Source organism: Klebsiella variicola (genome assembly GCF_000828055.2).
Taxonomy (GTDB): domain Bacteria; phylum Pseudomonadota; class Gammaproteobacteria; order Enterobacterales; family Enterobacteriaceae; genus Klebsiella; species Klebsiella variicola.
The window spans coordinates 4071071-4095565 of sequence record NZ_CP010523.2; the positions used below are offsets into that span (position 1 = coordinate 4071071).

At 61.2% G+C, this 24495-nt stretch carries 21 protein-coding genes; 9 read left to right on the top strand and 12 right to left on the bottom strand.

Annotated elements, in window-relative coordinates:
* The first annotated feature begins 10 nt into the window (after nucleotides 1-10).
* Entirely contained in the window at nucleotides 11-1126 is a 1116-nt protein-coding gene (locus tag SP68_RS19095; protein WP_040973789.1) for a YbdK family carboxylate-amine ligase, read from the top strand.
* 47 nt (nucleotides 1127-1173) lie between these two features.
* A complete protein-coding gene (locus SP68_RS19100) occupies nucleotides 1174-1893 on the top strand; it encodes a phosphodiester glycosidase family protein (protein ID WP_040973787.1) in 720 nt (239 codons plus the stop codon).
* Nucleotides 1894-2767: 874 nt separating this feature from the next.
* Here the strand turns inward: SP68_RS19100 and SP68_RS19105 are convergent.
* Genes SP68_RS19105 through SP68_RS19115 form a run of 3 tightly spaced genes read right to left on the bottom strand, consistent with a single transcriptional unit; the run spans nucleotide 2768 to nucleotide 9730 of the window.
* Nucleotides 2768-5860, bottom strand: a complete 3093-nt coding sequence (locus SP68_RS19105; protein WP_038422231.1) for an efflux RND transporter permease subunit — start codon at nucleotides 5858-5860, stop codon at nucleotides 2768-2770.
* Between the two features lie 13 nt (nucleotides 5861-5873).
* Nucleotides 5874-6953, bottom strand: coding sequence for an efflux RND transporter periplasmic adaptor subunit (locus SP68_RS19110; protein WP_023297184.1), 1080 nt, complete (start codon nucleotides 6951-6953; stop codon nucleotides 5874-5876).
* A 53-nt stretch (nucleotides 6954-7006) separates the two neighbouring features.
* Nucleotides 7007-9730, bottom strand: a complete 2724-nt coding sequence (locus tag SP68_RS19115; RefSeq protein ID WP_040973783.1) for a cation-transporting P-type ATPase — start codon at nucleotides 9728-9730, stop codon at nucleotides 7007-7009.
* A gap of 501 nt (nucleotides 9731-10231) precedes the next feature.
* Here SP68_RS19115 and SP68_RS19120 point away from each other — a divergent pair.
* Nucleotides 10232-10480: a DUF1158 domain-containing protein gene (locus SP68_RS19120; RefSeq protein ID WP_008805539.1), complete on the top strand. Its 249-nt coding sequence runs from the start codon at nucleotides 10232-10234 to the stop codon at nucleotides 10478-10480.
* Between the two features lie 16 nt (nucleotides 10481-10496).
* Here the strand turns inward: SP68_RS19120 and SP68_RS19125 are convergent, their stop codons facing one another.
* Nucleotides 10497-10838 (bottom strand): RamA family antibiotic efflux transcriptional regulator, encoded by a 342-nt coding sequence (locus SP68_RS19125; protein WP_002893035.1) that lies wholly within the window; start codon nucleotides 10836-10838, stop codon nucleotides 10497-10499.
* 30 nt (nucleotides 10839-10868) lie between these two features.
* Nucleotides 10869-11984, bottom strand: coding sequence for an MBL fold metallo-hydrolase (locus SP68_RS19130; protein ID WP_162499993.1), 1116 nt, complete (start codon nucleotides 11982-11984; stop codon nucleotides 10869-10871).
* Nucleotides 11985-12163: 179 nt separating this feature from the next.
* Between SP68_RS19130 and SP68_RS19135 the strand changes: the two genes are divergently transcribed.
* The 3 genes from SP68_RS19135 (at nucleotide 12164) to nfsB (ending at nucleotide 13886) form a co-directional block, all read left to right on the top strand.
* Nucleotides 12164-12745, top strand: coding sequence for a TetR/AcrR family transcriptional regulator (locus tag SP68_RS19135; RefSeq protein ID WP_012968754.1), 582 nt, complete (start codon nucleotides 12164-12166; stop codon nucleotides 12743-12745).
* Nucleotides 12745-13113, top strand: a complete 369-nt coding sequence (locus SP68_RS19140; RefSeq protein WP_008805536.1) for an MmcQ/YjbR family DNA-binding protein — start codon at nucleotides 12745-12747, stop codon at nucleotides 13111-13113. The genes SP68_RS19135 and SP68_RS19140 overlap by 1 nt, the downstream gene beginning before the upstream one ends.
* Nucleotides 13114-13232: 119 nt before the next feature.
* Nucleotides 13233-13886 carry an oxygen-insensitive NAD(P)H nitroreductase gene (nfsB, locus tag SP68_RS19145; RefSeq protein ID WP_032729541.1) on the top strand — a complete coding sequence of 218 codons (654 nt, stop codon included), beginning with the start codon at nucleotides 13233-13235 and terminating at the stop codon, nucleotides 13884-13886.
* Nucleotides 13887-14593: 707 nt separating this feature from the next.
* On the opposite strand, the gene SP68_RS19150 is transcribed toward nfsB, so the two are convergent.
* The 4 genes from SP68_RS19150 to SP68_RS19170 form a co-directional block, all read right to left on the bottom strand.
* The gene (locus tag SP68_RS19150; RefSeq protein ID WP_012542525.1) at nucleotides 14594-14881 is read right to left on the bottom strand and encodes a helix-turn-helix domain-containing protein; all 288 of its coding nucleotides are present in this window, start codon (nucleotides 14879-14881) and stop codon (nucleotides 14594-14596) included.
* Nucleotides 14874-15191, bottom strand: coding sequence for a type II toxin-antitoxin system RelE/ParE family toxin (locus SP68_RS19155; RefSeq protein WP_012542526.1), 318 nt, complete (start codon nucleotides 15189-15191; stop codon nucleotides 14874-14876). Before SP68_RS19155 ends, SP68_RS19150 begins: the two co-directional genes overlap by 8 nt.
* Before the next feature lie 184 nt (nucleotides 15192-15375).
* Entirely contained in the window at nucleotides 15376-16419 is a 1044-nt protein-coding gene (locus SP68_RS19160) for a DUF2157 domain-containing protein (protein WP_016160437.1), read from the bottom strand.
* 529 nt (nucleotides 16420-16948) lie between these two features.
* Nucleotides 16949-17815, bottom strand: coding sequence for a helix-turn-helix transcriptional regulator (locus tag SP68_RS19170; protein ID WP_008805530.1), 867 nt, complete (start codon nucleotides 17813-17815; stop codon nucleotides 16949-16951).
* Between the two features lie 108 nt (nucleotides 17816-17923).
* Between SP68_RS19170 and SP68_RS19175 the strand changes: the two genes are divergently transcribed.
* Both SP68_RS19175 and SP68_RS19180 read left to right on the top strand, forming a co-directional pair.
* On the top strand, nucleotides 17924-19351 hold the full coding sequence (locus SP68_RS19175) for an MFS transporter (RefSeq protein WP_040973773.1): 1428 nt from the start codon (nucleotides 17924-17926) through the stop codon (nucleotides 19349-19351).
* Between the two features lie 70 nt (nucleotides 19352-19421).
* Entirely contained in the window at nucleotides 19422-20666 is a 1245-nt protein-coding gene (locus tag SP68_RS19180; protein ID WP_004202471.1) for a mechanosensitive ion channel family protein, read from the top strand.
* 2 nt (nucleotides 20667-20668) lie between these two features.
* Here the strand turns inward: SP68_RS19180 and SP68_RS19185 are convergent, their stop codons facing one another.
* Nucleotides 20669-21649 (bottom strand): LacI family DNA-binding transcriptional regulator, encoded by a 981-nt coding sequence (locus SP68_RS19185; RefSeq protein WP_040973771.1) that lies wholly within the window; start codon nucleotides 21647-21649, stop codon nucleotides 20669-20671.
* A 233-nt stretch (nucleotides 21650-21882) separates the two neighbouring features.
* Here SP68_RS19185 and SP68_RS19190 point away from each other — a divergent pair, with 233 nt between their 5' ends.
* Nucleotides 21883-22299: an Exc2 family lipoprotein gene (locus SP68_RS19190; protein ID WP_004183289.1), complete on the top strand. Its 417-nt coding sequence runs from the start codon at nucleotides 21883-21885 to the stop codon at nucleotides 22297-22299.
* Nucleotides 22300-22318: 19 nt separating this feature from the next.
* On the opposite strand, the gene SP68_RS19195 is transcribed toward SP68_RS19190, so the two are convergent.
* The gene (locus tag SP68_RS19195) at nucleotides 22319-23470 is read right to left on the bottom strand and encodes a Gfo/Idh/MocA family protein (RefSeq protein ID WP_012542529.1); all 1152 of its coding nucleotides are present in this window, start codon (nucleotides 23468-23470) and stop codon (nucleotides 22319-22321) included.
* A 1-nt stretch (nucleotide 23471) separates the two neighbouring features.
* Entirely contained in the window at nucleotides 23472-24494 is a 1023-nt protein-coding gene (locus SP68_RS19200; RefSeq protein WP_032729529.1) for a sugar phosphate isomerase/epimerase family protein, read from the bottom strand.
* Nucleotide 24495 lies beyond the last annotated feature (1 nt).

Consider the following 24495-nt stretch of genomic DNA (forward strand, 5'->3'; position numbering starts at 1 on the left):
GGGAGAGACTATGCCTTTAGCCGATTTTCACCGCTCCGATCCTTTTACCCTCGGTATCGAACTGGAGCTGCAGGTGGTGAACCCGCCGGGTTACGACCTCAGCCAGGATGCCTCGACGCTGATTGCCGACGTCCAGCATCAGTTGACCGTGGGAGAAGCCAAACATGACATCACCGAGAGCATGCTGGAGATCGCCACCGGGGTGTGCCGCGACATCAGCCATGCCCAAACCCAGCTCAGCGCCATCCAGCAGGCGGTTCAGCGCGCGGCGCTGCGCCATCATCTGCAGATCTGCGGCGGCGGTTCGCACCCCTTTCATGCCTGGCAGCGTCAGCAAATCAGCGACAATCCGCGCTATGTTAAAACCGTCGAGCATTTTGGCTATCTGGCGCAGCAGGCCACGGTCTTTGGCCAGCATGTGCACGTCGGCTGCCAGAGCGGCGACGACGCCCTCTATCTGCTGCACGGCCTGTCGCGCTTTGTACCGCACTTCATCGCCCTTAACGCCGCCTCGCCGTGGTTTGACAGTACCGACAGCCGCTTCGCCTGTTCACGCCTGAACCGCTTCTCCTCCTATCCAGACAACGGTCCGATGCCGTGGGTGGCAGACTGGCAGGGGTTTCGTCGCCTGTTCCGTCAGCTGAGCTACACCAGCATGATCGACAGCATGAAGGATCTGCACTGGGATATTCGCCCCAGCCCGCAGTTTGGTACCGTCGAGGTGCGGGTGATGGACACTCCCCTGACCCTCGCCCAGGCGATCCATATCGCCGGCTTTATACAGACCCTGGCCTGCTGGCTGTTGACGGAGCGCCCTTTTAAGCACCAGCCTGATGATTATCTGCTGTACCCCTTTAATCGCTATCAGGCGTGCCGCTATGGGCTGGACGGGACCCTCACCGACGTGCGCAGCGGAGAGCAGCGCAGCATCCGCCAGGAACTCCTGCAGCTCGCCGACCGGCTGGCCCCCTTCGCCCATCAGTTGAAGGCGACGGCGGCGCTGGAAGCGGTGGTCCGCCAGGCGAAATCGCCGCACAGCGAAGCGCAGCAGATGCGCGACTTTATCGCCAACGGCGGTTCGCTTTCCGGCCTGGTGCAAAAACACTGTGAGATTTGGGCGGCATAAGGCAGCGAGGCGGGTATACTCGGCGCAGACCATAGAAAGGACTGCCCATGTTATTACGTTGCCTGCTCCCCCTGGCGCTGCTGCCCCTGGCCGCCGTCGCCAGCGCCGCCTGTACCCTCACCGACCCGACGCTGACCCTGCAGAGCTATCGGGTGGATGCGCAGAAAGAGCGCATTGCGATGTACTGGCAGGATCGGCACGGCAAAGCGTGGGGTTCCCTGCGTTCGCTGCTGGCGGGTATCGATGGCGACGGCCGGGTGCAGATGGCGATGAACGGCGGCATTTACGATAAAGCCTACGCGCCGCTGGGGCTGTATATCGAAGACGGTAAACGGCTGACGCCGGTAAACCGTTCCGCCGGCGGCGGGAACTTCTTTATCCGCCCCGGCGGCGTGTTCCTGGTGGCGAACGGCCGGGCGAAAATCGTGCCGCTGCCGGCGTACAAACCCTCTCCCGCCATCCGCTATGCGGTGCAGTCCGGCCCGATGCTGATTGAGAATGGCGTCATCAACTGGCGGCTGAAGCCCTCCGCCAGTTCGCGCAAGCTGCGTAACGGGGTGGGTATCGATAAGCAGGGCCGGGTGGTGTTTATGCTCAGCGATCGCGAGACCAACTTCTATGATTTTGCCTGCTATGCGCAGTCAAAGCTCGGGGTGCAGCAGATGCTCTATCTCGACGGCACGCTGTCGAAGATGTACCGCAAAGGCGGCAGCGTGCCGTGGCAGTATCATCCGTTCGTGACCATGATAACGGTGGAGAGGAAGTAGCGGGCGCCCGGCACAAAAGCGGCGCCGTGCCCGCCGTCCTTACCCGTTCACCAGCGAAGGACTACCCTTTTCTGCCAAACGCAACGTGAACGGAAAATTCCCCCACCCTAACCCTCTCCCACAGGGAGAGGGGACCGCCCGGCAGACGCTGTTGCTCCGGTATACACAGCGGGGCCACGGAGAAAGGCACATACAATTTTTAACGGATATATTCTGATCGCTATGGTTTGGCCTCTGAAAACTACGGGCGTGCAGCGGGGCCGATTCCCGCTGAAATCGGCGAACCGGAGGTCGGCAGACAAGGGCTGGCCGCCACGGAGGGCGGCCAGAGGCGATTCGAGACACGACGTCGAGTTGAGCCGACCGCAGGCGGACGACCGGGAGGTGAGCGTAGTGCGCAGCACCGATTTCTCTGCGGGACCGGGGGGATTGTAAAGGGGGAGACGGTTTTCTCCCCCTTTACCCGTTCACCAGCGAAGGACTACCCTTTTCTGCCAAACGCAACGTGAACGGAAAATTCCCCCTCACCCTAACCCTCTCCCACAGGGAGAGAGGACCGCCCGGCAGACGCTGTTGCTCCGGCAGATAAGGCCAAACGCAACGTGAACGCAAAACCCACCCTCACCCTAACCCTCTCCCACAGGGAGAGGGGAGCGCCCGGCAGACGCTGTTGCTCCGGCAGATAAGGCCAAACGCAACGTGAACGGAAAATTCCCCCTCACCCTAACCCTCTCCCACAGGGAGAGGGGACCGCCCGGCAGACGCTGTTGCTCCGGCAGATAAGGCCAAACGCGACGTGAACGGAAAATCCCCCTCACCCTAACCCTCTCCCACAGGGAGAGGGGATCGACAGGCAGACGCTGTGGCGCAACGCTTACCCCCGCCGATGCGCCCACTCACGCATACGCTGAAACAGCACATACAGCGACGGGATAAACAGGATGCCAATCATCGTCGCCACCAGCATACCGCTGAATACCGTGGTGCCGATGATCCGCCGGCTCTGCGCCCCGGCGCCGGTGGCGAGCATCATCGGCATAATGCCGATAATAAACGACACCGCGGTCATCATCACCGCGCGGAAGCGGCGGGTGGCCCCCTCGCGCGCAGCGTCAACTATCGACAGCCCCTCCTCGCGCCGGCTGCGGGCGAATTCAACAATCAGAATCGCGTTCTTCGCTGCCAGAGCAATCAGCAGCACCAGCCCTATCTGAACATACACATCGTTGGCATAGCCCGCGGTCCACAGCCAGAGCAGCGCTCCGCCGATGGCGAACAGCACCGAGAGCATGACGCTCGCCGGCAGCGTCCAGCTCTCATACTGCGCCACCAGGAACAGCCACGCCATCGCTACCGCCGCCAGCACGATCCACACCGCCTGATTGCCGGTCTGCTGCTCCTGCCAGGAGATCCCGCTCCAGGCATAGTCATATCCCGGCGGCAGATGGGCCTGCAAAATCTGCTCCATGGCCGCCATCGCCGTGCGGCTGCTGACCCCCTCGGCCGCTGAACCGCTCACTGAAACGGACGGGAACTGATTGTACTGCTGAATAAACGGCGCCCCCACCGTCGGCGTAATGGTGACCAGATTGCTCAGCCGCACCCGCTCGCCGTCGCGGCTGCGGACGTACAGCTCGCTAATCTGCTCTGCCCGCTCGCGCCACTGCATCTCATTTTGCATCACCACATGATAGACACGATTGTTACGGCTGAAATCGCCGGCGCGCGTGCCGCCGAACGCCGTCTGCAGGCTGCTGAAAATCTGCGCCACCGGCACATCCAGCAGCGCCGCCCGATCGCGGTCGACCGTCAGGGTCAGCTGCGGCACGTTGCTGCTCCAGGTGGTAAACACCCGGCTCAGTTGAGGATGCTGGTTCGCCAGCTGGAGGATCTGCCGCGTCACCTGCTCCAGCTCCGCCGACGACTGACCGGCCTGCGCCAGGATGCGCAGATCAAACCCCGAGGCATTGCCCAGGCCCGGCAGGGTCGGCGGCGCGAAGGTCATGATCGTCGCCTCCGGTAGCGACAGCAGTTGGCGCTGAATATCTGCCATCACCGCATCCAGCGGCGGCCGCTGGTGCCAGTCCTTGAGCATTACCGAGATAAACCCGCCGTTAGAGGCGCTGGTGCCGTTGAGAATGTTGAAGCCGGACACCTGAATCACATCCTCCACCGCCGGGTTAGCCATCAGCAGATTGCGCGCCTGGGCCATCACCGCTTCGGTACGCTCCAGCGACGCCGCCTCCGGCAGTTGCACGCTGGCAAACAGGTAACCCTGATCTTCCTGCGGCAGGAAGCCTTTCGGCATTGAGGTGAAGCTGAACGCCACCAGCGCGCCTGCCGCCACCGTCGCCGCCAGCGCCAGCCAGGGACGGCGGTTCATCCAGCCCACCAGCCGGCCATAGCCGTCGCGGGTACCGTCGAGAAGACGGTTAAACGCCCGCCACACCGCCGCTGGCCGGGCGGGACGCGGGCGCAGCAGCAGTGCGCAGAGGGCCGGCGTCAGGGTTAGCGCCACCAGGCTCGACAGGGCCACCGCGGTGGAGAGCGTCACGGCAAACTGCCGGTACAGCTCGCCGACGATCCCCGGGAGCAGCGCCACCGGCACAAATACCGCCAGCAGCACCAGGGTCGTGGCGATCACCGGCCCGGCGATCTGCTGCAGCGCCTGGGCGGTGGCCTGCAGGCGATCCAGCCCTTCCGCCATTTTGGTTTCCACATTCTCCACCACCACAATGGCGTCATCCACCACCATCGTCAGGGCGAGAATGATCGCGAACAGGCTGAGGGTGTTGGCGCTGTAGCCCAGCAGATAGAGCACCGCAAAGGTGCCGATCAGTGACACCGGGATCGCCAGCACTACGATCAGCGTCGCTCGCCAGCTCTGCAGGAACAGCGACACCACCACGACCACTGCCAGCAGGGTCAGCGCCAGCGAGACGCCGATCTCTTTGATCGTCGCCGCCACAAAGCGGGTGGTATCGAACTTCACCTCCCAGGTGAGATCCGCCGGAAAGCGAGTGTGCAGGCGGTTAAGCTCCGCACGCACTGCGCTGGCGACCTGCAGGGCATTGGCGGTGGGCGTCGGGTAGATCCCCAGATAGGCCGACGCTTTACCGTTCAGCTGCGCGCCGGAGCTGTAGCTGCGGGCGCCCAGCTCAATGGTCGCCACGTCGGCGAGGCGAACCAGCTGCCCCTGCGCGCCGCGGCGGAGGATAATCTCGCCAAAGCTGGCCGCCTCGTTCAGACGCCCCAGCCCGTTGATGGTCAGCGTCTGCTGCTGGCCGTTGAATACTGGCGGGGTGCCCACCTGCCCCGCCGCGCCCTGCACATTCTGCTCGCGCAGCGCCTGGGCAACGTCATCCGTGGTGATGTTGAGCGCATTCATGCGGTCCGGACGCAGCCAGATGCGCATACTGTAATCCCGGGCGCCAAACATCTGCACCTCGCCGACGCCGGGCAGGCGGGCCAGCGCCTCGCGCACCTGGGTGCTGGCGTAGTTACTGACAAACAGCGGCGACAGCGTGCCCAGCGGCGAGTAGAGGCTCACCCCCATCAGCAGGTTGCTGGCGCGCTTGCGGACCTGGACGCCATTCTGCTGCACCTCCGCCGGGAGCTGCGCCAGCGCCTGCGCCACCCGGTTTTGCACGTCGATCGCCGCCAGGTCGGCATCGGTGCCCGCCGCGAAGGTAATGCTCAGGCGGTACGTTCCCTCATCCGAGCTGGTGGACTCCATATACAGCATATGATCGACGCCGTTGAGCTGGGTCTCCAGCGGGGCGGCGATGGCTTCCGCCACATCTGACGCGCTGGCGCCCGGCCAACTGGCGCTGACGTTCACCACTGGCGGGGTGATCGCCGGGTACTGCTCCACCGGGATCAGCTTCAGCGACACCGCGCCGACAAAGGTCAGCAGCAGCGCGATCACCATGGCAAATCGCGGACGACGGATAAAAAAAGTCAGCATCCCTTCTCCTTACTTAGTTCAGCACCTGTACCGCGGCGCCTTCGCGTAAACGCTGCGCGCCGTCGGTGATCACCTGCTCGCCCGCCTGCAGCCCTTTCTCAACCGCAAACTGCTGCCCCTGCTGCCCCGCGAGGGTCAGACGACGCTGCCCGGCGGTGTGGTCCGGCTTCAGCACCCAGCTGAAAAAGCCCTGCGGATCCTGCTGCACGGCGGCGGCCGGGATCATCACCCGTGACTGCAGCTCCTGCGGACGGAACAGGATTGTTACGCTGCCGCCCGGCAGCAGACGGTGCTGCGGATTGGCGAACTCCGCCCGCACCGCCACGCTGCCGGTGCGGGCGTCAATCCGGTTATCGATGGAGGTCAACACCCCATCGCGCCGTTTGCCATCCACGTCAATCTGCGCCAGCCACGCCTGCTTCAGGGCGTGGATGTCGGCATGCTGGCCGGATTTGCTGAAAAATGCGGCTTCGTCGAGAGCGAACGACACCCGCACCGGATCCAGCTGCACGATGTCCACCAGCACGCCGCTGGATGGGTTAATCAGCGTCCCGACGTGAAAGGCGCTGTGGCCCACGCGACCGGTCACCGGCGCCGCAATCCGGGTGTAGCTGAGCACAATCTGCTGGGCCTCGACGCGGGCTTTCGCCTGCTGCACGGCGGCGGCGGCGACGTCGCGCTGCATCCGGGCCGTGTCGACGTCGTTGCGGCTGATGGAGTGGTTGTTAATGAGCCGCTCGTAGCGAGTGAGCAGTTGCTGCGACTGACGTAATGAGGCTTCGGCGCTTTTCAGCTCGGCCTGCGCCAGGGCCAGGGCCGCGCGGGGCTGCGCGTCGTCGAGGGTAAACAGCAGGTCGCCCTCGGTAACATACTGGCCATCCTGGAAGTGGCGCTGAACTATCACCCCTTCGGTGCGCGCGCGAATGTCGACGGCGCGGATCGCCTCGACCCGCCCGGGGATCGCGCGTTCTTCAGCATGAGGCGCCAGTTCGACCGTGGCGACGCGGACCGGCACCGCCGGCGCGGCGGTCGCCGTCAGGGCGCCGCCGGCCAGACCGCAGGCCAGCAGAGCAAAGCGGAAGGTTTTAATCATAGGGGGATCCTTGCGAAAGTAACGCGCGCCTGCAGCGAGGCGCGCGAGATCAATCAAGCCGTTTTGCGGAACCGGCGCGTCAGGCGCTTCTCAACTTCCACCACCAGGAACATGGCGACGCCGATGACCAGGGTGATAAACCAGTAGCGCAGCGGCAGCGCTTCCGTACCAAACATGCTCTGCATCAGCGGGACATAGATAATGACCAGTTGCATCAGCAGCAGGACACCGGTCACCAGCCAGATGCCTTTGTTGCGCAGCAGACCCATGCTCAGGGAGAAGCTGTCGCTGCTGCGGCAGTTGATCATGTAGACCCACTGCGCCGTCACCAGCATCTGCAGCAGCACGGTGCGGATAAACTCCGGACTGTGGCCGCGCGGCGCCAGCCAGGCCTCAAGGATAAAGGCGGCAATAGCAATCATAGACCCGACAAAAGCCACTCGCCACACGGCGAAGCCATCCATCACGTGCTGGCCGGTTTTACGCGGCGGGCGGTTCATCACGTTGCGCTCTGCGGCTTCAAAGGCCAGGCCGAAGGAGAGCGTCGCCGACGTCGCCATGTTCATCCACAGGATCAGCACCGGGGTCAGCGGAATAATGTTCCCCGCCAGCAGGGCGATGATGATCAGCAGCCCCTGCGCCAGGTTGGTCGGCATGATGAAGAGGATGGTCTTCTTCAGGTTGTCATAGACCCGACGGCCCTCTTTTACCGAGCTGGCGATGGTCGCGAAGTTATCATCGGTCAACACCATGTCAGCCGCCTCTTTGGTGACTTCGGTACCTTTGATACCCATGGCGATACCCACGTCGGCCTGGCGCAGCGCCGGCGCGTCGTTGACGCCGTCTCCGGTCATGCCGACCACTTCGCCGTTATCCTGCAGGGCTTTCACCAGGCGCAGCTTATGCTCCGGGCTGGTACGGGCAAAGATGTCGTACTCCACCGCCGCCTTCGCCAGCGCCGCATCGTCCATGTGCTCCAGCTGGTAGCCGGTCATGGCCTGGCTGCTGTTGGTGATCCCCAGCATCTGGCCGATGCTCATCGCCGTCTGCGGGTGGTCGCCAGTGATCATCTTCACGCGGATCCCGGCGGTCTGGCAGGCGTGGATGGCGTCAATGGCTTCCGGACGCGGGGGATCCATCATCCCGGCGATGCCGAGGAAAATCAGCCCCTCCTGCAGGTCCTCATGGTTGAGGGTGGTGGCATCAAGGCTGGCAGGCTTACAGGCCGCCGCCACCATGCGCAGTCCCTGACGGGCGAAGCGCGCCATCTCCTCTTCCCAGTACTGCGCCTCGAACGGCACCGCGCCGTGGCGGCTCATCTGCTCGCGGCACATGGCGAAGATAACGTCCGGCGCACCGGTGATCAGCACCCGGGCCTCGCCATCGATGTGCTGCAGGGTCGACATATATTTGTACTGTGAGTCAAAGGGGATCTTGGCCACCAGACGGGCCTCCACCGCCGGGAGCTGCGCTTTCGCCGCCAGCACCTTCAGCGCCCCTTCGGTCGGCCCGCCGGTGATCCCCCACAGACCGCGCTCATCCTGGGTAAGCTGGCTGTCGTTACACAGGTCGATGGTGCGCAGCCAGGTCTCCAGCACGGTGCCGGGCTGAACCTGCACGGGCTCGTCGCTCCCCTCAAGGAAGATCCGTCCCTGCGGCTCATAGCTGTCGCCTTCCACCCGGTAGCAGCAGTCTGCCGTGATGATCGCTTTGACGGTCATTTCGTTCATCGTCAGAGTGCCGGTTTTATCCGAACAGACCACGGTCATGGCGCCGAGAGTTTCCACGGTCGGCAGCTTACGAATAATCGCCCGCTTGCGCGCCATCGTCTGCACGCCCAGCGACAGAATAATCGAGATGATCGCCGGCAGCCCCTCCGGTACCGCGGCCACCGCCAGGCTAATCAGCGACAGCAGCAGCTCGCCCATCGGGATATCCCGCAGCGCGAGGCTAAAGATAAACAGCGCCACCATCATGGCGAGGATAATGACAAAAATCGCTTTGCCGAGCTTATCCATCTGCACCAGCAGCGGGGTACGGTGCTTCTCAATGCCCGCCATCATCTGGTTGATATGGCCGAGTTCGGTCTCCGCGCCGGTGGCGGTCACCACGCCGATGCCGCCGCCAGCGCTGACGGTGGTGCCGGAGAAGACCATGTTCACACGGTCGCCCAGCGGCAGGTCGCCCTCCAGCGCGTCGGTGATTTTATCCACCACCGTCGACTCGCCGGTGAGGATCGCCTCTTCCACCCGCAGGTTGTGGGTTTCAATCAGGCGCATATCCGCTGGTACGCGGTCGCCGGCGCGCAGGATAACGATGTCCCCCGGAACCAGGTCGCGCGTCGGGATAGTCTCATGTTTGCCGTTACGCTGGACGCGGGCATCGCTGGAGAGCATGTTGCGGATCCCCTGCAGGGATTTTTCGGCGTTGCTCTCCTGGATATGACCGATCAGGGCGTTAATCACCGTCACGCCGAGGATCACCAGGGTATCGACCCAGTGCCCCATAAGGGCGGTCAGCGCCGCAGCCGCCAGCAGCACGTAAATCAGTACGTCGTTAAAGTGGGCGAGAAAGCGCAGCCAGCCCGGTTTACCCTTCTTTTCCGGCAGGGCATTCGGACCAAAGGTATTCAGGCGCTCGGCGGCGTCTGCGGAATTTAACCCAGCGGCCTGGCTTTTTGTCTGCGCCAGCACTGCGTCAACGGTCTGCTGCCAGACCTGCCGTGGCGCGGTGTCGCCCGAGGGCGTCGTAAACTTTGGGTTATTCATCTTGGTCAAATTACATTTTCCTTATAAATTCCGTGAATCGGAAAGCCTGAAATCATTCCTGGCCAATGAAGTAAAACGTGGCTAAAAAGCCGGTAAAAATGTGATCCAATATGCGCCTAAATTTTTCGCAAAATACAAAATGTGTGATAAGTTAATTCACAAGATAAATATTACAGAATATTAATAAACCAAAACTAAACGAGGTTAAATATGTTTGGAATCTACCGAGGACGCCGTCTGGTGCTGTACATCCTGCTGGCCATCATTGTTGCCACGCTGGTGGGATATAGCACTTATAGTTTTGTAAAAGCGCTGGCATAATAATGACGTTAATTTACATCCGGCTGCAATTAACTTAATTACAAATTATTTCAGATTAATTAACATGAGAGCGAATGGCAGGCAATAATATTTAAAATAGCCGTGTTATAGAGAGTAAAAAAACAAAGCATATTGCGTTAAGCATTATTTTACCGGACAATATGTTTTTTAACTGATGATTAACATGACATGAAACATCCGCTGGAAACGCTTCTCTCCGCCGCCGGGATCTTACTGCTGGCCCTGCTCTCCTGTCTGCTGTTGCCCGCGCCTTCGCTGGGCCTGACGCTGGCGCAAAAGCTGGTTGAGACATTCCATATGATGGATCTCAACCAGCTCTATACGGTGTTGTTTTGTCTGTGGTTCTTAGCGCTGGGCACCCTTGAATTTCTGGTGCTGCGCTGGGTGTGGCGTCGCTGGTTCTCCCTCGAACGGTAAACCAGGAGAGCGCGCCTCAGTGGGCGCGGCTGTGGTTTTCTTTGCGGTAGGCGCCCGGCGGCTGGTTGAAGGTCCGGGTGAAGACGCGGGTAAAGGTCTGTTGCGAATCGAAGCCATACTTCAGGCAGATATCGTAGACCCGCTGATCGGTGTCGCGCAGATCGCGGGCGGCCAGCAGCAGCTTCCTTTCACGAATATAGCGCCCAAGGCTCTCTCCCTTGTACTGTAAAAACAGCCGTTGCAGATGCCATTTCGAATACCCGGCATGGCGAGCGATATCATCAATACGCAGCGGTTGATGCAGGTTGTCATCAATCCACTCGACGATAGTGTCAATCACCTGAGCGGAAATCGTCATATGCTCTCTCCTCTGAAACTGCACTGGCGCTTAGCGCCACCAGGCGTTAAATGATTGCGTCTTATCGGCGACCCACAGCGGCTCGCCCTGCATAGGCGTCAGCAGACGCCAGGCCCTTCCTTCGCTGGCAGCCGCCAGCCGTTGATACGGTTCATCCCAGCTGTGTTTCGCCAGAACAAACCGTCCTGCATGCCCAGGCAGCACCGCGCGGGCGCGCAGGTCGTCGGCAGCCTGAGCCGTTTCATCCGGCATCATGTGAATATATTTCCAGTCCTGGTCATACTGCCCGTTCTCCATGATCGCCAGATCAACCGGACCAAATTCATCACCAATCGCTTTGAAATGCGGCCCATAGCCGCTGTCGCCGCTGTAATAAATTTTTTGCTGCGGGGTGACGAACAGAAAACTGGCCCACAGCGTCTGGTTACGCTTCAGTCCACGGCCGGAAAAGTGCCGCGCCGGCAGAACGTGAACGGTGAATTCATCGCTGACCGGGATCGCCTGCTGCCAGTCCGCTTCGCTAATCAGCGCCCCGTCCATCCCCCAGTAGCGCAGATGCGACCCGACGCCCAGCGGCGTAATGACCCGCTTAATTTTCGGCAGCAAGGCGCGGATGGTGGCGTAATCCAGATGGTCGTAGTGATCGTGGGAGATGATCAGCAGATCGATATCCGGCATCCCTTCCGCCCGCCACGGATAGTCGCCGGGAAAGGCTTTATTGATAAAGGAGAACGGCGCCGCGTAATCGCTGAACACCGGATCGATCAGGATACGTTTTCCTGCCAGCTGCAGGTACCAGGAGGAGTGGCCGAGCCAGACCATCACATCCTGCCCCAGGGGCAGCGTCGCCAGGTCGGTCTTCACCAGCGGCAGCGGCTGAGCGGGACGGGCGTTTTCCCGTTTGGTCATCAGGAAATCCCACCACGCCGCCAGCATATTTTTCTGCCCGGTGAACCCTGGCGTGGGCAATTGGTTATGGAACTGGCCGTCCCGGTAGTGGGGAGACGCTTCCACCTGGCTAAGCTGTGCCCCCTGCGGCGCCTTACCAAAACCGGCATTGAGGACAAACGGCAATGTCGTTGCTGCTGCGAGTAACATGATGGCGACCACGCTAAAAGTGACACGGTTCATATCCTGACCAGACAAAAGCCCCCATCCCGGAGGCTTTGTGATATAACTTGATTATGAGTGAGTACGCACTCATTATTAGGAAAGTGATGAAAGTCGTCAAGACGATTTTCAATTTTTGCGTTCCGCCGTTGCAGCGACCTGGTCAGACGTGCAAAGATCGGCGGTTTGTTTAAACCTGCGTGAGGAAAAAAGTAGTGGCTCGTCCAAAGAGTGAAGATAAAAAGCAAGCGTTACTGGAAGCTGCCACCGCGGCTTTCGCCCAGTCCGGCATCGCCGCCTCGACGTCGGCCATCGCCCGCAGCGCTGGGGTGGCCGAGGGGACGCTGTTTCGCTATTTCGCCACCAAGGATGAGTTGCTCAACGAGCTGTACCTCGCGATTAAGCTGCGCCTGGTGCGCACAATGATCGCCGGGCTGGATCCGCACGAGAAGCGCCCGAAAGAGAACGCGCGCAATATCTGGAACAGCTATATCGACTGGGGCGTGCGCAACCCGATGGAGCACAAGGCGATCCGCCGGATGGCGCTCAGCGAGCGCATCACCGACGAAACCCGTCGCCAGGTAAAAGAGAGCTTCCCGGAGCTCAACGAAATGTGCCAGCTGTCGGTGAAAGAGATTTTTCTCAGCGAGGCGTACCGCGCCTTTGGCGATGCCCTGTTTCTGTCGCTGGCGGAGACCACCATCGAATTCGCCAGCCACGATCCGCAGCGCGCCCGGGAGATTATCGCCCTCGGCTTTGAAGCCATGTGGAACGCCCTGCATGAGGCGGACGCCTAATGACCCCCGAGATGCTGCATCCCTGCGCTCATCGTATCGCCCTGACCTACCCGTTTACCGAGCACTGCTGGCCTTTTGGGCCAGAGTACGACGTGTTTAAGGTCGATGGCCGTATCTTTATGATCACCATGACCATTCGCGGCCGGGCGCTGGTCAACCTGAAGGCTGAGCCGCAGAAGTCGCTGCTCAATCAGGAAATTTATCGCAGTATCGAACCGGGCTACCATATGAACAAGAAACACTGGATCACGGTGGTGCCGGGAGAGGATATCAGCGAGGATCTGCTGGCCGAGCTGATTGACGATTCGTGGCATCAGGTGGTGAACAAGCTGAGTAAAAAGGCCCAGCAGCGCCTGCGTCCGCGCTGATTTTCAGCCAAATGCGATAAGTGTTATCGCATTTTTCACCCTTATCATTTGGCGATCTTCGCTGTACTCTTCCTCTCCTTAACGCACCGGTAAGGTGCTGTAAACTGTGAGGAAGAGTTATGGATATCGTATCGGTCGCTTTAACGCGCTATTCCACCAAGGCCTTTGACGCCACGAAAAAGCTGACTGCCAGCGAAGCCGAACAGCTGAAAACGCTGCTGCAGTACAGCCCGTCTAGCACCAACTCCCAGCCGTGGCACTTTATCGTCGCCAGCACCGATGAAGGGAAAGCTCGCGTAGCCAAAGCCGCCAGCGGCACCTACGTGTTCAACGAACGCAAAATTCTCGACGCCTCGCACGTGGTGGTGTTCTGCGCGAAAACCGCGATGGACGACGCCTGGCTGCAGCGTGTGGTGGATCAGGAAGAGGCCGATGGCCGTTTCGCCACCCCGGACGCAAAAGCCGCTAACCACAAGGGTCGTACCTTCTTTGCCGATATGCACCGCAAAGAGCTGAAAGATGACGATCAGTGGATGGCGAAGCAGGTGTATCTCAACGTCGGCAATTTCCTGCTGGGCGTGGCGGCGATGGGCCTCGACGCCGTGCCGATCGAAGGGATTGATTTTGCGATCCTCGATGAGGAATTTGACCTGAAAGCCCAGGGCTACACCAGCCTGGTGGTGGTCCCGGTTGGCCACCATAGCGTGGAAGATTTCAACGCCACCCTGCCGAAGTCGCGTCTGCCGCAGTCGACGACCATTACCGAGATTTAATCTCTCCACCAGGCGCCTTTCACCGGGCGCCTCTGGTGCTGCTTGTTATTGCCGGGTGGCGGCTACGCCTGACCCGGCCTACATAACAATGTATATCATATAGTTACCTCTCACCGTAGGCCCGCGCAAGCGCAGCGCCGCCGGGCAGGAGCAGCGGGCTCGGAGCGGCTTTTATGCCGGGCGGCGGCTCACGCCTTGCCCGGCCTGGGGTTCGTGCGACCTGTTGGTGATTTACCCACTTGCGCGACTGAAACTGCCGGTTTCTCCCTCTCCCTGTGTATGAAGGGCCGGAGTGAGGCTCGGTTTTCCCCCTCTCCCTGTGGGAGAGGGCCGGGGTGAGGGCGGCAGAGCGCACCCATTCATTGTTCCCCGGAGCCGTAGCCCGATGCGCCGTTGTTTTGTCGGGTGGCGCTTCGCTTACCCGACCTACGGCCCGTGCGACCTGTTGGTGATTTACCCACTTGCGCGACTGAAACTGCCGGTTTCTCCCTCTCCCTGTGTATGAAGGGCCGGAGTGAGGCTCGGTTTTCCCCCTCTCCCTGTGGGAGAGGGCCGGGGTGAGGGCGGCAGAGCGCACCCATTCATTGTTCCCCGGAGCCGTAGCCCGATGCGCCGTTGTTTTGTCGGGTGGCGCTTCGCTTACCCGACCTACGGTCCGTGCGGCCTGTCGTTAATTTGAGCCGGTAAGTGAATCGCCACCGAGGGCGTTAGTAAAGTAAAATTTGTGGGTGCTTTATTCCACAGGCTAACGCGTATCGCGTTAAGGTATCCAGACTGGCGCGGGTGATATTGGCTTCCATTCTGGAGACCGTCGGCGCACTCACCCCCATCCTCTGCGCCACCTGGGCTCGGGTCAGCCCCGCCTGCTCGCGCCATTGCGCCAGCATAGTACGTAATCGCTGTTGACGTTCTTGCGCATCGAACGCAGCCTGAACCTCAGGCTGGCTAAGCAGTTCTGTTTTTAACGTATCCCAGTCAATGATCTTTTTACTCATTGCGCATCTCCTCTAATCGCTTCAGAGCCAGGCGAATTTCCGATGACGGGGTTTTTTGCGTTTTCTTGACAAAAACCCGTAGCAGAAAGAGCGTCTTGCCTTGCTGAAAAACGTAGATCCCTCGCCCCTGTACCGAACCTAACGCACGAATTTCAAATAACCCCTGCCCCAGCGGTTTACTGTCAGGTTCTCTCAGCGCGGTGGGATTTTGGCGTAACTTGTCTATTTGCCGGATCATCTTCGCCTGGACAATGGGCGGAAGCGCCTGCAATTCCTTTTTAACGTCCACATGCACAACCAATCTGAACATCAGACTCCCTTCTTCTGGAGGTTAGCATAGAAGACAAATTGCCTTAAAGGCTAATCTTTGAGATACCCGGCAAGCCTATGCTCATTTGCAGCCAATCGCAGAAAAATGTGCTGAAACTGGAATCAGGGACGAAAAAAGGCCGCGACTGAGCGCGGCCTGAGGGGTTAGCGTTCTCAACGCGAGCTTATTTTTTCTCCACCTGCCCTTCGCCGGCGTGCCAGATGCGCTCGGCATAGCGGCCAATCACCGCCAGCGAGACGGCAAGGATCAGGAAAAACAGCACTTTGTGCATCCCGTTCCAGAAAAACTCAAAGAAACGGGTATAGAGATTGATCGCCAGGAAGGTTAGTCCGAAGCCGCGCAGCATTCCGTCATCGGTTTTCAGGCTGATAAAAATGCAGACGCCGGCCGCTACGGCAAACAGCAGCCCCCACGGCAAGAGTCGCGCCTGGCTCACCTGGTACCAGCTGTCTGCGTCGTAATTGCCGAAAATCGACAGGATCCACAGCGCAATAAACAGGTACGTGAGGCCCATCGCCTTGCTGACGGTAAACAGCTGCCGCTGGCGAAGCAGGGATTGCGCGCCGTAGCAGAGCGCCAGCAGCGCGCCGCCGAACAGGACGAAGCGAATCGGGTAGTTCATGCCCAGCCAGTAGGCGCCCCACCCCGAGACGTAGCCGGTTTCCGCGCCGAACCAGTTGCCCAGCGCCAGCAGAAAAAAGAGCCACACCAGCCCGGAGCGGGCAATATAGCCGATGGCGCCGTAAATCACGCATCCGGCCAGAAACAGCGGTGCGATATGGCCGCTGCCGTTATCCAGCCGTTCGCCAAGCTGCCATAGCGACACGGCGGTAAAGACGACGCCCAGAAACAAAATCGCCTCGGTGCTGTAGTGCCACTGCCTCTCCCGCCGCTGGCGGCGAAAACCCCAGCCGTAGCAGGCGACCGCCAGCAGCGCAGGCAGCAGGATCCGCGTCAGCGCCGAGTGGCTGAACAGGCTCAGCAGCCACGCCACCAGCTCGCTGTCGGCAAACAGGCTGCCCAGAGCAATCAGCACGCAGGCCAGCGCGGTCCAGAAGGCGTAGCGGCTCAGGCGCCGCCAGTCGAAGGGGGAGACGCGCAGCGTGTGCGCCAGCCGCTGACTGTCCGACGGGGTTAACTCCCCGCTGGCCTGCCAGGCGTTCAGCGCGCGCTGAATAATGCGCTGCTCTTTTCGGGTTACGTTCATAGGCATTCCTTGAGACTGATGACAAACCTGTTTTCGCTAATGTGCTCGCCTTTCTGCCGGGTGGCGGCGTACGCCTTACCCGGCCTACAAACCCAAATCACCGCGGGTCCTGGGGCTGCTGAAACTGCCGATGCTGGCGGCCTCAACATCGCTGAGACGTTCCCGGCAGGCCGGGGCAGCCCGCATGGATGCGGGCTGAGGGCCGTGTTTTGCACGGACGCTGCCTCGGCCCGACCCGAAGCCTGCAGGGATAAGTCGAAGGCACCACGCAGTGGCGATGTTGCTGGCCGGAGCCCGGGGGTACAGGGGGCGGCGGCGACTGGCCGCCCCCTGTGCGCTCCCTGCGCCATGAGTGACATAACGCAGAAGGCGTATCGGGAGCGCAATGTGTGCTGAAGTCGTAGATCACATACAGGACTTCCCGACAGTGCTTTCCCTACCCCTCTCCCGGAGGGTAAGGGAACCGTCCAGCAGCGCCGGCCGGGAATACCCGAAGATGGCACATTGCCAGCCATCTGATTCCTTGTGATTAATGTTGGTCCAGCCACGCCAGCGCCTGCTCGCCCGCCTCGTCCATCGGCAGATAGACCAGCAGGCGCGAACCGTTGCGCGGCGCCGAATACCAGTACATCTGCTGCAGACTGAATCGCCCGAGCTGCGGGTGGTTAAAATGTTTAATCTGGTTTTCCACACCGCGCACCTCGTAACGCTGATGCCACAGCGCTTCAAACTCCGACGAGGCGGCGAAAAAGCGCGCCAGCTTGTTTTCCCACGCCGGATCGCCACGGTGCTCGGCCATCGCGGCGCGGAAATAGGAGACGAAGGTCGGCAGCACATCGCGATTTTCGATCCGGCTGCGCCAGGTCTCATGGGTCAGATAGAGATAAATACAGTTGCGATCTTCTTCCGGGAGGGTGGCGAAATCGATGCCCATCAGGCGGCAGAAGCTGTCGTTCCAGGCCACAATATCAAAGTTCGGTTTCTGAATGCTGGCCGGCTGCGGCATCAGGCTGTCCAGCATCCGGCGGGTGCCGGGGCTGATGCCTTCGCACACCGTCACCTGGGTGGCTTCCGGCGGGGTCAGCCCCGCCAGTACGAACAGGTGCCGGGTCTCCAGCGGACTGCACTGCAGGGCATTCGCGACCCCCACCAGCACCGCCTCCGACGGATTCACCTCCCGCCCCTGCTCCAGCCAGGTGTACCAGGTGACGCCGACGTCGGCGAGCATCGCCACCTCTTCCCGACGCAGGCCCGGCGTGCGCCGGCGGCCCACGCGGGGCAACCCCAGGCGCTGCGGATCGAGGCTTTCACGGCGGGCGCGCAAAAATGCCCCCAGCTGTTTGCGTCGATCGTCCGGCACGGCGATCGTCAACTCCCGTTGCGGCATCGTGGTCATCACCCCTCCAGCATAGTAGTGCCAGTACCAGTATAGGCAGGAACTGGTACCCGTTTAATTTATCGGTAATGCTACGTCGGTCTGCTGAATGACGCAATGGAGAATCCCATGAATACGTCTGCTGTTTCACCCGGCCGCGCCGGTCTGTTGCTGCTGCTGGGCGGCCAGATGCTGCCGCTTATTGATACCTCGATCACCAATGTGGCGCTGGACGCCATCACCCACACCCTGGCGGCCAGCGCCACGCAGCTGGAACTCATCGTCGCGCTCTACGGCGTCGCCTTTGCCGTCTGCCTGGCGATGGGCAGTAAGCTTGGCGATAACTATGGCCGCCGGCGCCTGTTTATGTGGGGCGTCGCCCTCTTTGGCATCGCTTCCCTGCTGTGCGGGATGGCGAACAGCATCAGCGCCCTGCTGGCGGCCCGCACCCTGCAGGGCGCCGGGGCGGCGCTGATTGTGCCGCAGATCCTCGCCACTCTGCACGTGACCCTCAAAGGCCCCGCCCACGCCCGGGCTATCAGCCTGTATGGCGGCATCGGCGGGATCGCCTTTATTGTCGGACAGATGGGCGGCGGCTGGCTGGTATCGGCGGACATCGCCGGACTGGGCTGGCGCAACGCCTTTTTTATCAATGTGCCGATCTGCCTGCTGGTGTTGGCTCTGAGCCGCCGCTATGTGCCGGAAACCCGTCGCGAGACGCCGTCGCGTATTGACTGGCTGGGCACGCTGTACCTCGCGCTGATCCTCTGCTGCCTGCTGTTCCCGATGGCCCTCGGTCCGGAGCTGCACTGGCCGCTGTGGCTGCAGCTGATGCTGGTGGCGGTCCTGCCGCTCATGTTCGCCATGCGTCAGAGCGCCCTGCGCCAGCAGCAGCGCGGCGACCATCCCCTGCTGCCGCCGCGTCTGCTGCAGTTGACCAGCATCCGCTTCGGGATGGCCATCGCCCTGCTGTTTTTCAGCGCCTGGTCCGGCTTTATGTTCTGCATGGCGCTGACCATGCAGGAGGGGCTGGGGATGGCGCCGTGGCAGTCCGGCAATAGCTTTATCGCCCTCGGCGTGGCCTATTTTATTTCGGCGCTGTATGCCCCGCGGCTTATCGCCCGCCACAGCATGGGGCGGATCCTGTTGACTGGTCTGGCGGTGCAGATCGCCGGGCTACTGCTGCTGTGCGCCACCTTCTCCCGCTTCGGCATCGCCACCACCGCCCTGACGCTGGTCCCCGCCACGGCGCTGATCGGCTACGGTCAGGCGCTGATCGTCAACAGCTTTTACCGGATTGGCATGCGCGATATCAGCGCCAGCGACGCCGGGGCCGGGAGCGCCATCCTCAGCACCCTGCAGCAGGCGACCCTCGGTCTCGGACCGGCTATCCTTGGTTCGCTGTTCCTGGCGCTGGCCCGTCGCGGCGGCGGAAACTATCCGCAGGCGCTGATTGATTTTCTGCTGGTCGAGGTGGCCATGATGCTGTTGCTGGGGGCGATCGCGCTGTGGCTGCGCCATCATCTCAACCGACAGCCGGCGACGGTAGCGTCGTAATACCGGCGGCGGTGATTTGCATAATAGCTATCCAGCGGTCATCATACCCGCTGGATATTCAGGAGACGTTATGCAGGAATTAATATCGCAAATTGCCGCCTTAGGTATCGAAATAACCCCCACCCGCTCGCTGATGATTATCTTCGGCATTATCTTATTCACCGCCGTCGTCGTGCATCTGATATTGCACAAAGTGGTCCTGCGCGCGTTCGAAAAACGGGCGTTGGCCAGCAGCCATCTGTGGCTGCAAATCATCACGCAGAATAAACTCTTTCACCGACTGGCCTTTACCCTGCAGGGGATCATCGTCAACGTGCAGGCGGTGCTGTGGCTGCAAAAAGGCAGCGAGGCCGCGGAAATATTAACCACCGTGGCTCAGCTATGGGTGATGATATATGCCATGCTGTCCTTCTTCTCGCTGCTGGATGTGATCTTAAAGCTGGCGCAGAAATTTCCTGCCGCCTCTCAGCTGCCGCTGAAGGGGATATTCCAGGGGATTAAGCTGGTGACGGCGATTATTATCGGCATCCTGATTATTTCGCTGCTGATAGGCCAGTCACCGGCAATCCTGATTAGCGGGCTCGGCGCGATGGCCGCGGTGCTGATGCTGGTGTTTAAAGATCCGATCCTCGGTCTGGTGGCCGGTATCCAGCTCTCTGCTAACGATATGCTCAAGCTTGGCGACTGGCTGGAGATGCCGAAGTACGGCGCCGACGGCGCGGTGATCGATATCGGCCTCACCACGGTCAAGGTACGCAACTGGGACAACACCATCACCACCATTCCAACCTGGTCGCTGGTCTCCGACTCGTTTAAAAACTGGAGCGGCATGTCGGCCTCCGGCGGCCGCCGCATCAAACGCAGCCTTAACATCGACACCACCAGCATTCATTTTCTTGATGAACAGGAGCAGCAGCGCCTGATCCGGGCGAAGTTGCTTAAGCCCTATATGGATTCGCGCCACGAGGAGATTAGCGCCTGGAACCAGCAGTACGCCGGGGAACAGTCGGTTCTCAATGAGCGGCGAATGACCAATGTCGGCACCTTCCGCGCCTATCTGCAGGAGTATTTACGCCATCATCCACGCATCCGCCAGGATATGACCCTGATGGTGCGCCAGCTGGCGCCGGATGCCAACGGGTTGCCCATCGAGATCTACTGCTTCACCAACACCGTGGTATGGGCGGAATATGAGGGGATCCAGGCGGATATTTTCGACCATGTCTTCGCCGTGGTGGAGGAGTTTGGCTTACGCATTCATCAAACGCCCACCGGCAACGACATTCGCGCGCTGGCGGGCGCCTTCTCTCGCTGACCTCAGGCGCTGGCGCGGGCTATCACGCGCCAGTCCATCATCACCCGCTCGACGGCAGCGTCGGGATCGTCGATGCGTTTCATTAACAGGGCCACCGCCGTGCGGCCGATCGCCCGGGAGGGCTGTTCGACGGTGGTCAGCTGCGGGGAGACCACTTCCGCCAGCTCGGTGCCGTCGAAGCCGATCACCGCGATATCCTCCGGCACCCGCAGTCCGGCCTGGTCAATCGCCCGCAGCGCCCCGGCAGCAAGTGAGTCCGAAACGGCAAACACCGCGTCGGGCTGCTCGTCTTGCGACAGCAGCTGCTCCATCGCCCGTTTACCGGCCGCCGCGCTAAGATCCTGCGCGTAAGTCACCTGCTGATACACCAGACCGTGCACGTGCAGCACGCTTTTATAGCCGCGCTCGCGCAGACGGGCATAGCGATAGCTCAGGTCGTGATTAATGAGCGCAATGCGGCGGCGGCCGCTATCGGCCAGTCGGGACACCGCCCCCTGAGCCGCCTCGACGTCGTTAATCCCGACGCAGGAGATGCTGCCGGTGTCGGCATACTCCGCGCACTGCACCCAGGGCGCATCGCCAATCATGGTGGTCAGTTCCGGCAGGCTGGAGAGCGCGTTCATGGTAATAATGCCGTCGACCATTTTGCCGGAGAGCAGCTGCAGGCCCGAGGTCGAGCGGGCCAGATCCGACCCGGAGTTACACAGCAGAATGCGGTAGCCATTCTTCTCCGCCTCTTCTTCTATCCCTTTCACCACCTCGGCGCAAAAGGGGTTAGCGATATTGGAGACCATCACCAGGATCATATTGCTGCGAGCGGTTCGCAGCTGACGCGCCAGCAGGTTCGGCTGATAGTTGCTCTCTTTGATCGCCTGCAGCACGCGCTCACGGTTTTTGGCTTTTACCGTATCGCTGTTGTTCAGCACCCGCGACACCGTGGCCACCGAGACGCCGGCCAGACGAGCAATTTTCTGAATAGACATAAACCCTGCACTTCCTGCGATAGAGGTGGATCCTGCAGGCTATCATAAATGACCTCTGGTCAGCCTGCCAGCCTGGCGCGAAAGCGCGGGAACGCACGAGAAAACTATTAAAAATCAGGGCTTCTCTCCCACGCCGTTAACGCGCATCCTTTTGCCGTTCCACCCGGTTCGCGCTCTGGCGACAGCCCCCCTGGCGCCCTATTTCTTCGTTTATGATTAAGGATGATATCTCCATGAGGCTCTCCACCGCGGTTCTCGCCCTCAGCTGTGCCCTGGCAACGATCACCGGCTGCACCTCGTCAAAATCGTCACCGGAACGCCACGCTTACGCGTTTGTCGCCCACCGCTCCGATTTTGTCGGCGGCAATTTCACCGTCAACCGCCAGGAAAATTACCGTTTAAACCTGCCGACCTTCACGGCAATGTACGCCCGCGGCCAGCAGGATAAAGCCGCTGGCATGAGTGAAAGCGACGCCCGCCGCACCGCTGAGGCCATCAAACAACAGGCGGCGCAGGGCACCCGCACCGAGCACGCCTTTACCGGCAACGCCAGCGACAAATGGGATAATGCGATGGAAAATAAAGATGCCGTCCTGTTCGGCAACGAGCTCTCCGGTGCCTATCTCGACGGCTATCTTGGGGTGAAATAATCCTGCGCCCCGCCTGCGCTCAGCGTTCGACGCTGACCCAGCGCTGCTGCTGATGGCTTTTGACGATCGCCTCGATGATGTACATCACATCGGCGCCGTCGTCGAAAGCGGCGAAGCGCCGGGCCCCGGCCTCCGGCATCTTCCCGGCGCGCACCGCCTGATAAAAATGCCCCATCATATTCTTGAAGGCATCCGGCCAGCCCTCAATATGGCCGCCGGGATAATGGGCGCTGGCGGCGGCCTCCGGCCGCAGCAGGCTCGGGTCGTCGCTGAGCAGGCGATCCGGCTGCTCGCGGTGGCCGATCCACAGTCGCTGGGGCACTTCCTGATCCCAGGCCAGAGAACAGAGGCTGCCGTTAATCTCCACCGCCAGACGGTTTTTCCGCCCGGCGCTCACCTGGGAGACCATCAAGCTGCCTTTGCTGCCATCGTCAAAACGCAACAGCACCGAGCCAAAGTCCTCAGTATCGACAGGCCGGGTTTCATATGCCTGCGCCTCGTGAACGGCGCTGAAGGTCGCTTTACCATTGACCGGCGCTTTACGCGTTGGCCAGACAATCGACAGATCCGCCATCACCTCGACAATCCGCCGACCGGTCATAAACTGTACGGTATCGCACCAGTGGGAGCCGATGTCGGCCACCGTCCGCGACGCGCCCCCCTGCGCCGAATCGACCCGCCAGTTGTAGTCGGTCTCCAGCAGCATCCAGTCCTGTAAATAGCTGCCGTGCGCCGCGAAGATCCTGCCGACCTCGCCATGGCGGATCATCGCCGCCGCCTGCTGGACCATGGCGAACTGGCGATAGACGAAGCTGACGCCATGCACCACGCCGGCCCGGGCGGCAAGCGCCACCAGCTCCCGCGCCTCCTCCGCCGTCATACACAGCGGCTTTTCCGAGAAGACGTGCAGCCCGGCGGCGAGGATCTGCCGGTTAATCTGGGCATGCAGATGGTTCGGCGTACAGTTATGCACCACCTGCAGCCCCGGATGGGCCAGCAGCGCCTCCACGCTGTCGTAGGCATGGGCAATGTTCAGCGCCTGCGCCTTGCGCTGCGCCGCCTCAAGGCGGCTGTCGCACAGCGCCACGACCTCGACATCTCCCAGCCGCCGCAGCGCCTCCAGATGCGCCGGGCCAATAAACCCTGCCCCGATTATCGCAACCTGAATCATGTTATTCCCTCCCGCCGGCGGCAAAGTCATCGAAGGCCCGTCCGGCAACGGGAATGATATGGCGGCGGATAAACTCGCTGCCCTCGCGCGCGCCGGTCTCGGCGTCCTTCAGGCAGCACTCCCACTCCAGCACCGCCCAGCCGTCAAAATCATATTCGGTCAGCTTACTGAACACCCCTTTGAAGTCGATCTGCCCGTCGCCAGGAGAGCGGAAACGCCCGGCCCGCTGCTGCCAGGGCTGGTATCCGCCATAGACGCCATTGCGCCCGTTGCGACGAAATTCGGCGTCCTTGACGTGAAACGCTTTAATACGCGAGTGATAGATATCGATATAGGTCAGATAGTCCATCTGCTGCAGATGCAGGTGGCTCGGGTCATAGAGCATATTGCAGCGCGGATGGTTATCCACCAGCGCGAGAAAACGCTCAAAGGTCACGCCATCGTGCAGATCTTCGCCGGGGTGGATCTCATAGCAGACATCGACGCCCTGTTCGTCGAAGTGGTCCAGCAGCGGCCGCCAGCGCCGGGCCAGCTCGGCAAAGGCCTCATCCAGAAGCGGCTGATTGTGCGGCGGCCACGGATAAAAAAAGGGCCATGCCAGCGCCCCGGAAAAGGTCGCATGGGCCTTCAGCCCCAGACGGCCGGAGGCCACTGCCGCCTGGCGCACTTTCTCCACCGCCCAGCGCTGGCGCGCCTGCGGATCGCCATGTAACGCGGCTGGGGCAAAGGCGTCAAACGCCGCGTCATACGCCGGATGCACCGCCACCAGTTGCCCTTCAAGATGAGTGGACAGCTCGCTGATGACCAGCCCATGCTCCGCCAGGGTGCCGCGGACCTCGTCGCAGTAGGTCTGGCTCGCCGCCGCCCGCTCGACATCGAAAATCGCCGGGTGGTTGCAGGGGATCTGCAATGCCTTGTACCTCAGGCCGGCGGCCCACTGCGCCATCCCCGCCAGGGTGTTGAACGGCGCCTGCGGGCCGATAAACTGCGCCAGAAAAATGCCCGGTCCCTTAATCGTTTTCATA

Bases quoted from the DNA above. Each gene is read 5' to 3' on its own strand.
- SP68_RS19190 (WP_004183289.1), top strand. From the start codon at position 21,883: ATGAGGCTCTCCACCGCGGTTCTCGCCCTCAGCTGTGCCCTGGCAACG.
- SP68_RS19180 (WP_004202471.1), top strand. From the start codon at position 19,422: ATGCAGGAATTAATATCGCAAATTGCCGCCTTAGGTATCGAAATAACC.
- SP68_RS19105 (WP_038422231.1), bottom strand. From the start codon at position 5,860: ATGCTGACTTTTTTTATCCGTCGTCCGCGATTTGCCATGGTGATCGCG.
- SP68_RS19120 (WP_008805539.1), top strand. From the start codon at position 10,232: ATGAAACATCCGCTGGAAACGCTTCTCTCCGCCGCCGGGATCTTACTG.
- SP68_RS19150 (WP_012542525.1), bottom strand. From the start codon at position 14,881: ATGAGTAAAAAGATCATTGACTGGGATACGTTAAAAACAGAACTGCTT.
- SP68_RS19125 (WP_002893035.1), bottom strand. From the start codon at position 10,838: ATGACGATTTCCGCTCAGGTGATTGACACTATCGTCGAGTGGATTGAT.
- SP68_RS19160 (WP_016160437.1), bottom strand. From the start codon at position 16,419: ATGAACGTAACCCGAAAAGAGCAGCGCATTATTCAGCGCGCGCTGAAC.
- SP68_RS19200 (WP_032729529.1), bottom strand. From the start codon at position 24,494: ATGAAAACGATTAAGGGACCGGGCATTTTTCTGGCGCAGTTTATCGGC.
- SP68_RS19140 (WP_008805536.1), top strand. From the start codon at position 12,745: ATGACCCCCGAGATGCTGCATCCCTGCGCTCATCGTATCGCCCTGACC.
- SP68_RS19195 (WP_012542529.1), bottom strand. From the start codon at position 23,470: ATGATTCAGGTTGCGATAATCGGGGCAGGGTTTATTGGCCCGGCGCAT.
- SP68_RS19110 (WP_023297184.1), bottom strand. From the start codon at position 6,953: ATGATTAAAACCTTCCGCTTTGCTCTGCTGGCCTGCGGTCTGGCCGGC.
- SP68_RS19170 (WP_008805530.1), bottom strand. From the start codon at position 17,815: ATGACCACGATGCCGCAACGGGAGTTGACGATCGCCGTGCCGGACGAT.
- SP68_RS19175 (WP_040973773.1), top strand. From the start codon at position 17,924: ATGAATACGTCTGCTGTTTCACCCGGCCGCGCCGGTCTGTTGCTGCTG.
- nfsB (WP_032729541.1), top strand. From the start codon at position 13,233: ATGGATATCGTATCGGTCGCTTTAACGCGCTATTCCACCAAGGCCTTT.
- SP68_RS19095 (WP_040973789.1), top strand. From the start codon at position 11: ATGCCTTTAGCCGATTTTCACCGCTCCGATCCTTTTACCCTCGGTATC.
- SP68_RS19100 (WP_040973787.1), top strand. From the start codon at position 1,174: ATGTTATTACGTTGCCTGCTCCCCCTGGCGCTGCTGCCCCTGGCCGCC.
- SP68_RS19185 (WP_040973771.1), bottom strand. From the start codon at position 21,649: ATGTCTATTCAGAAAATTGCTCGTCTGGCCGGCGTCTCGGTGGCCACG.
- SP68_RS19155 (WP_012542526.1), bottom strand. From the start codon at position 15,191: ATGTTCAGATTGGTTGTGCATGTGGACGTTAAAAAGGAATTGCAGGCG.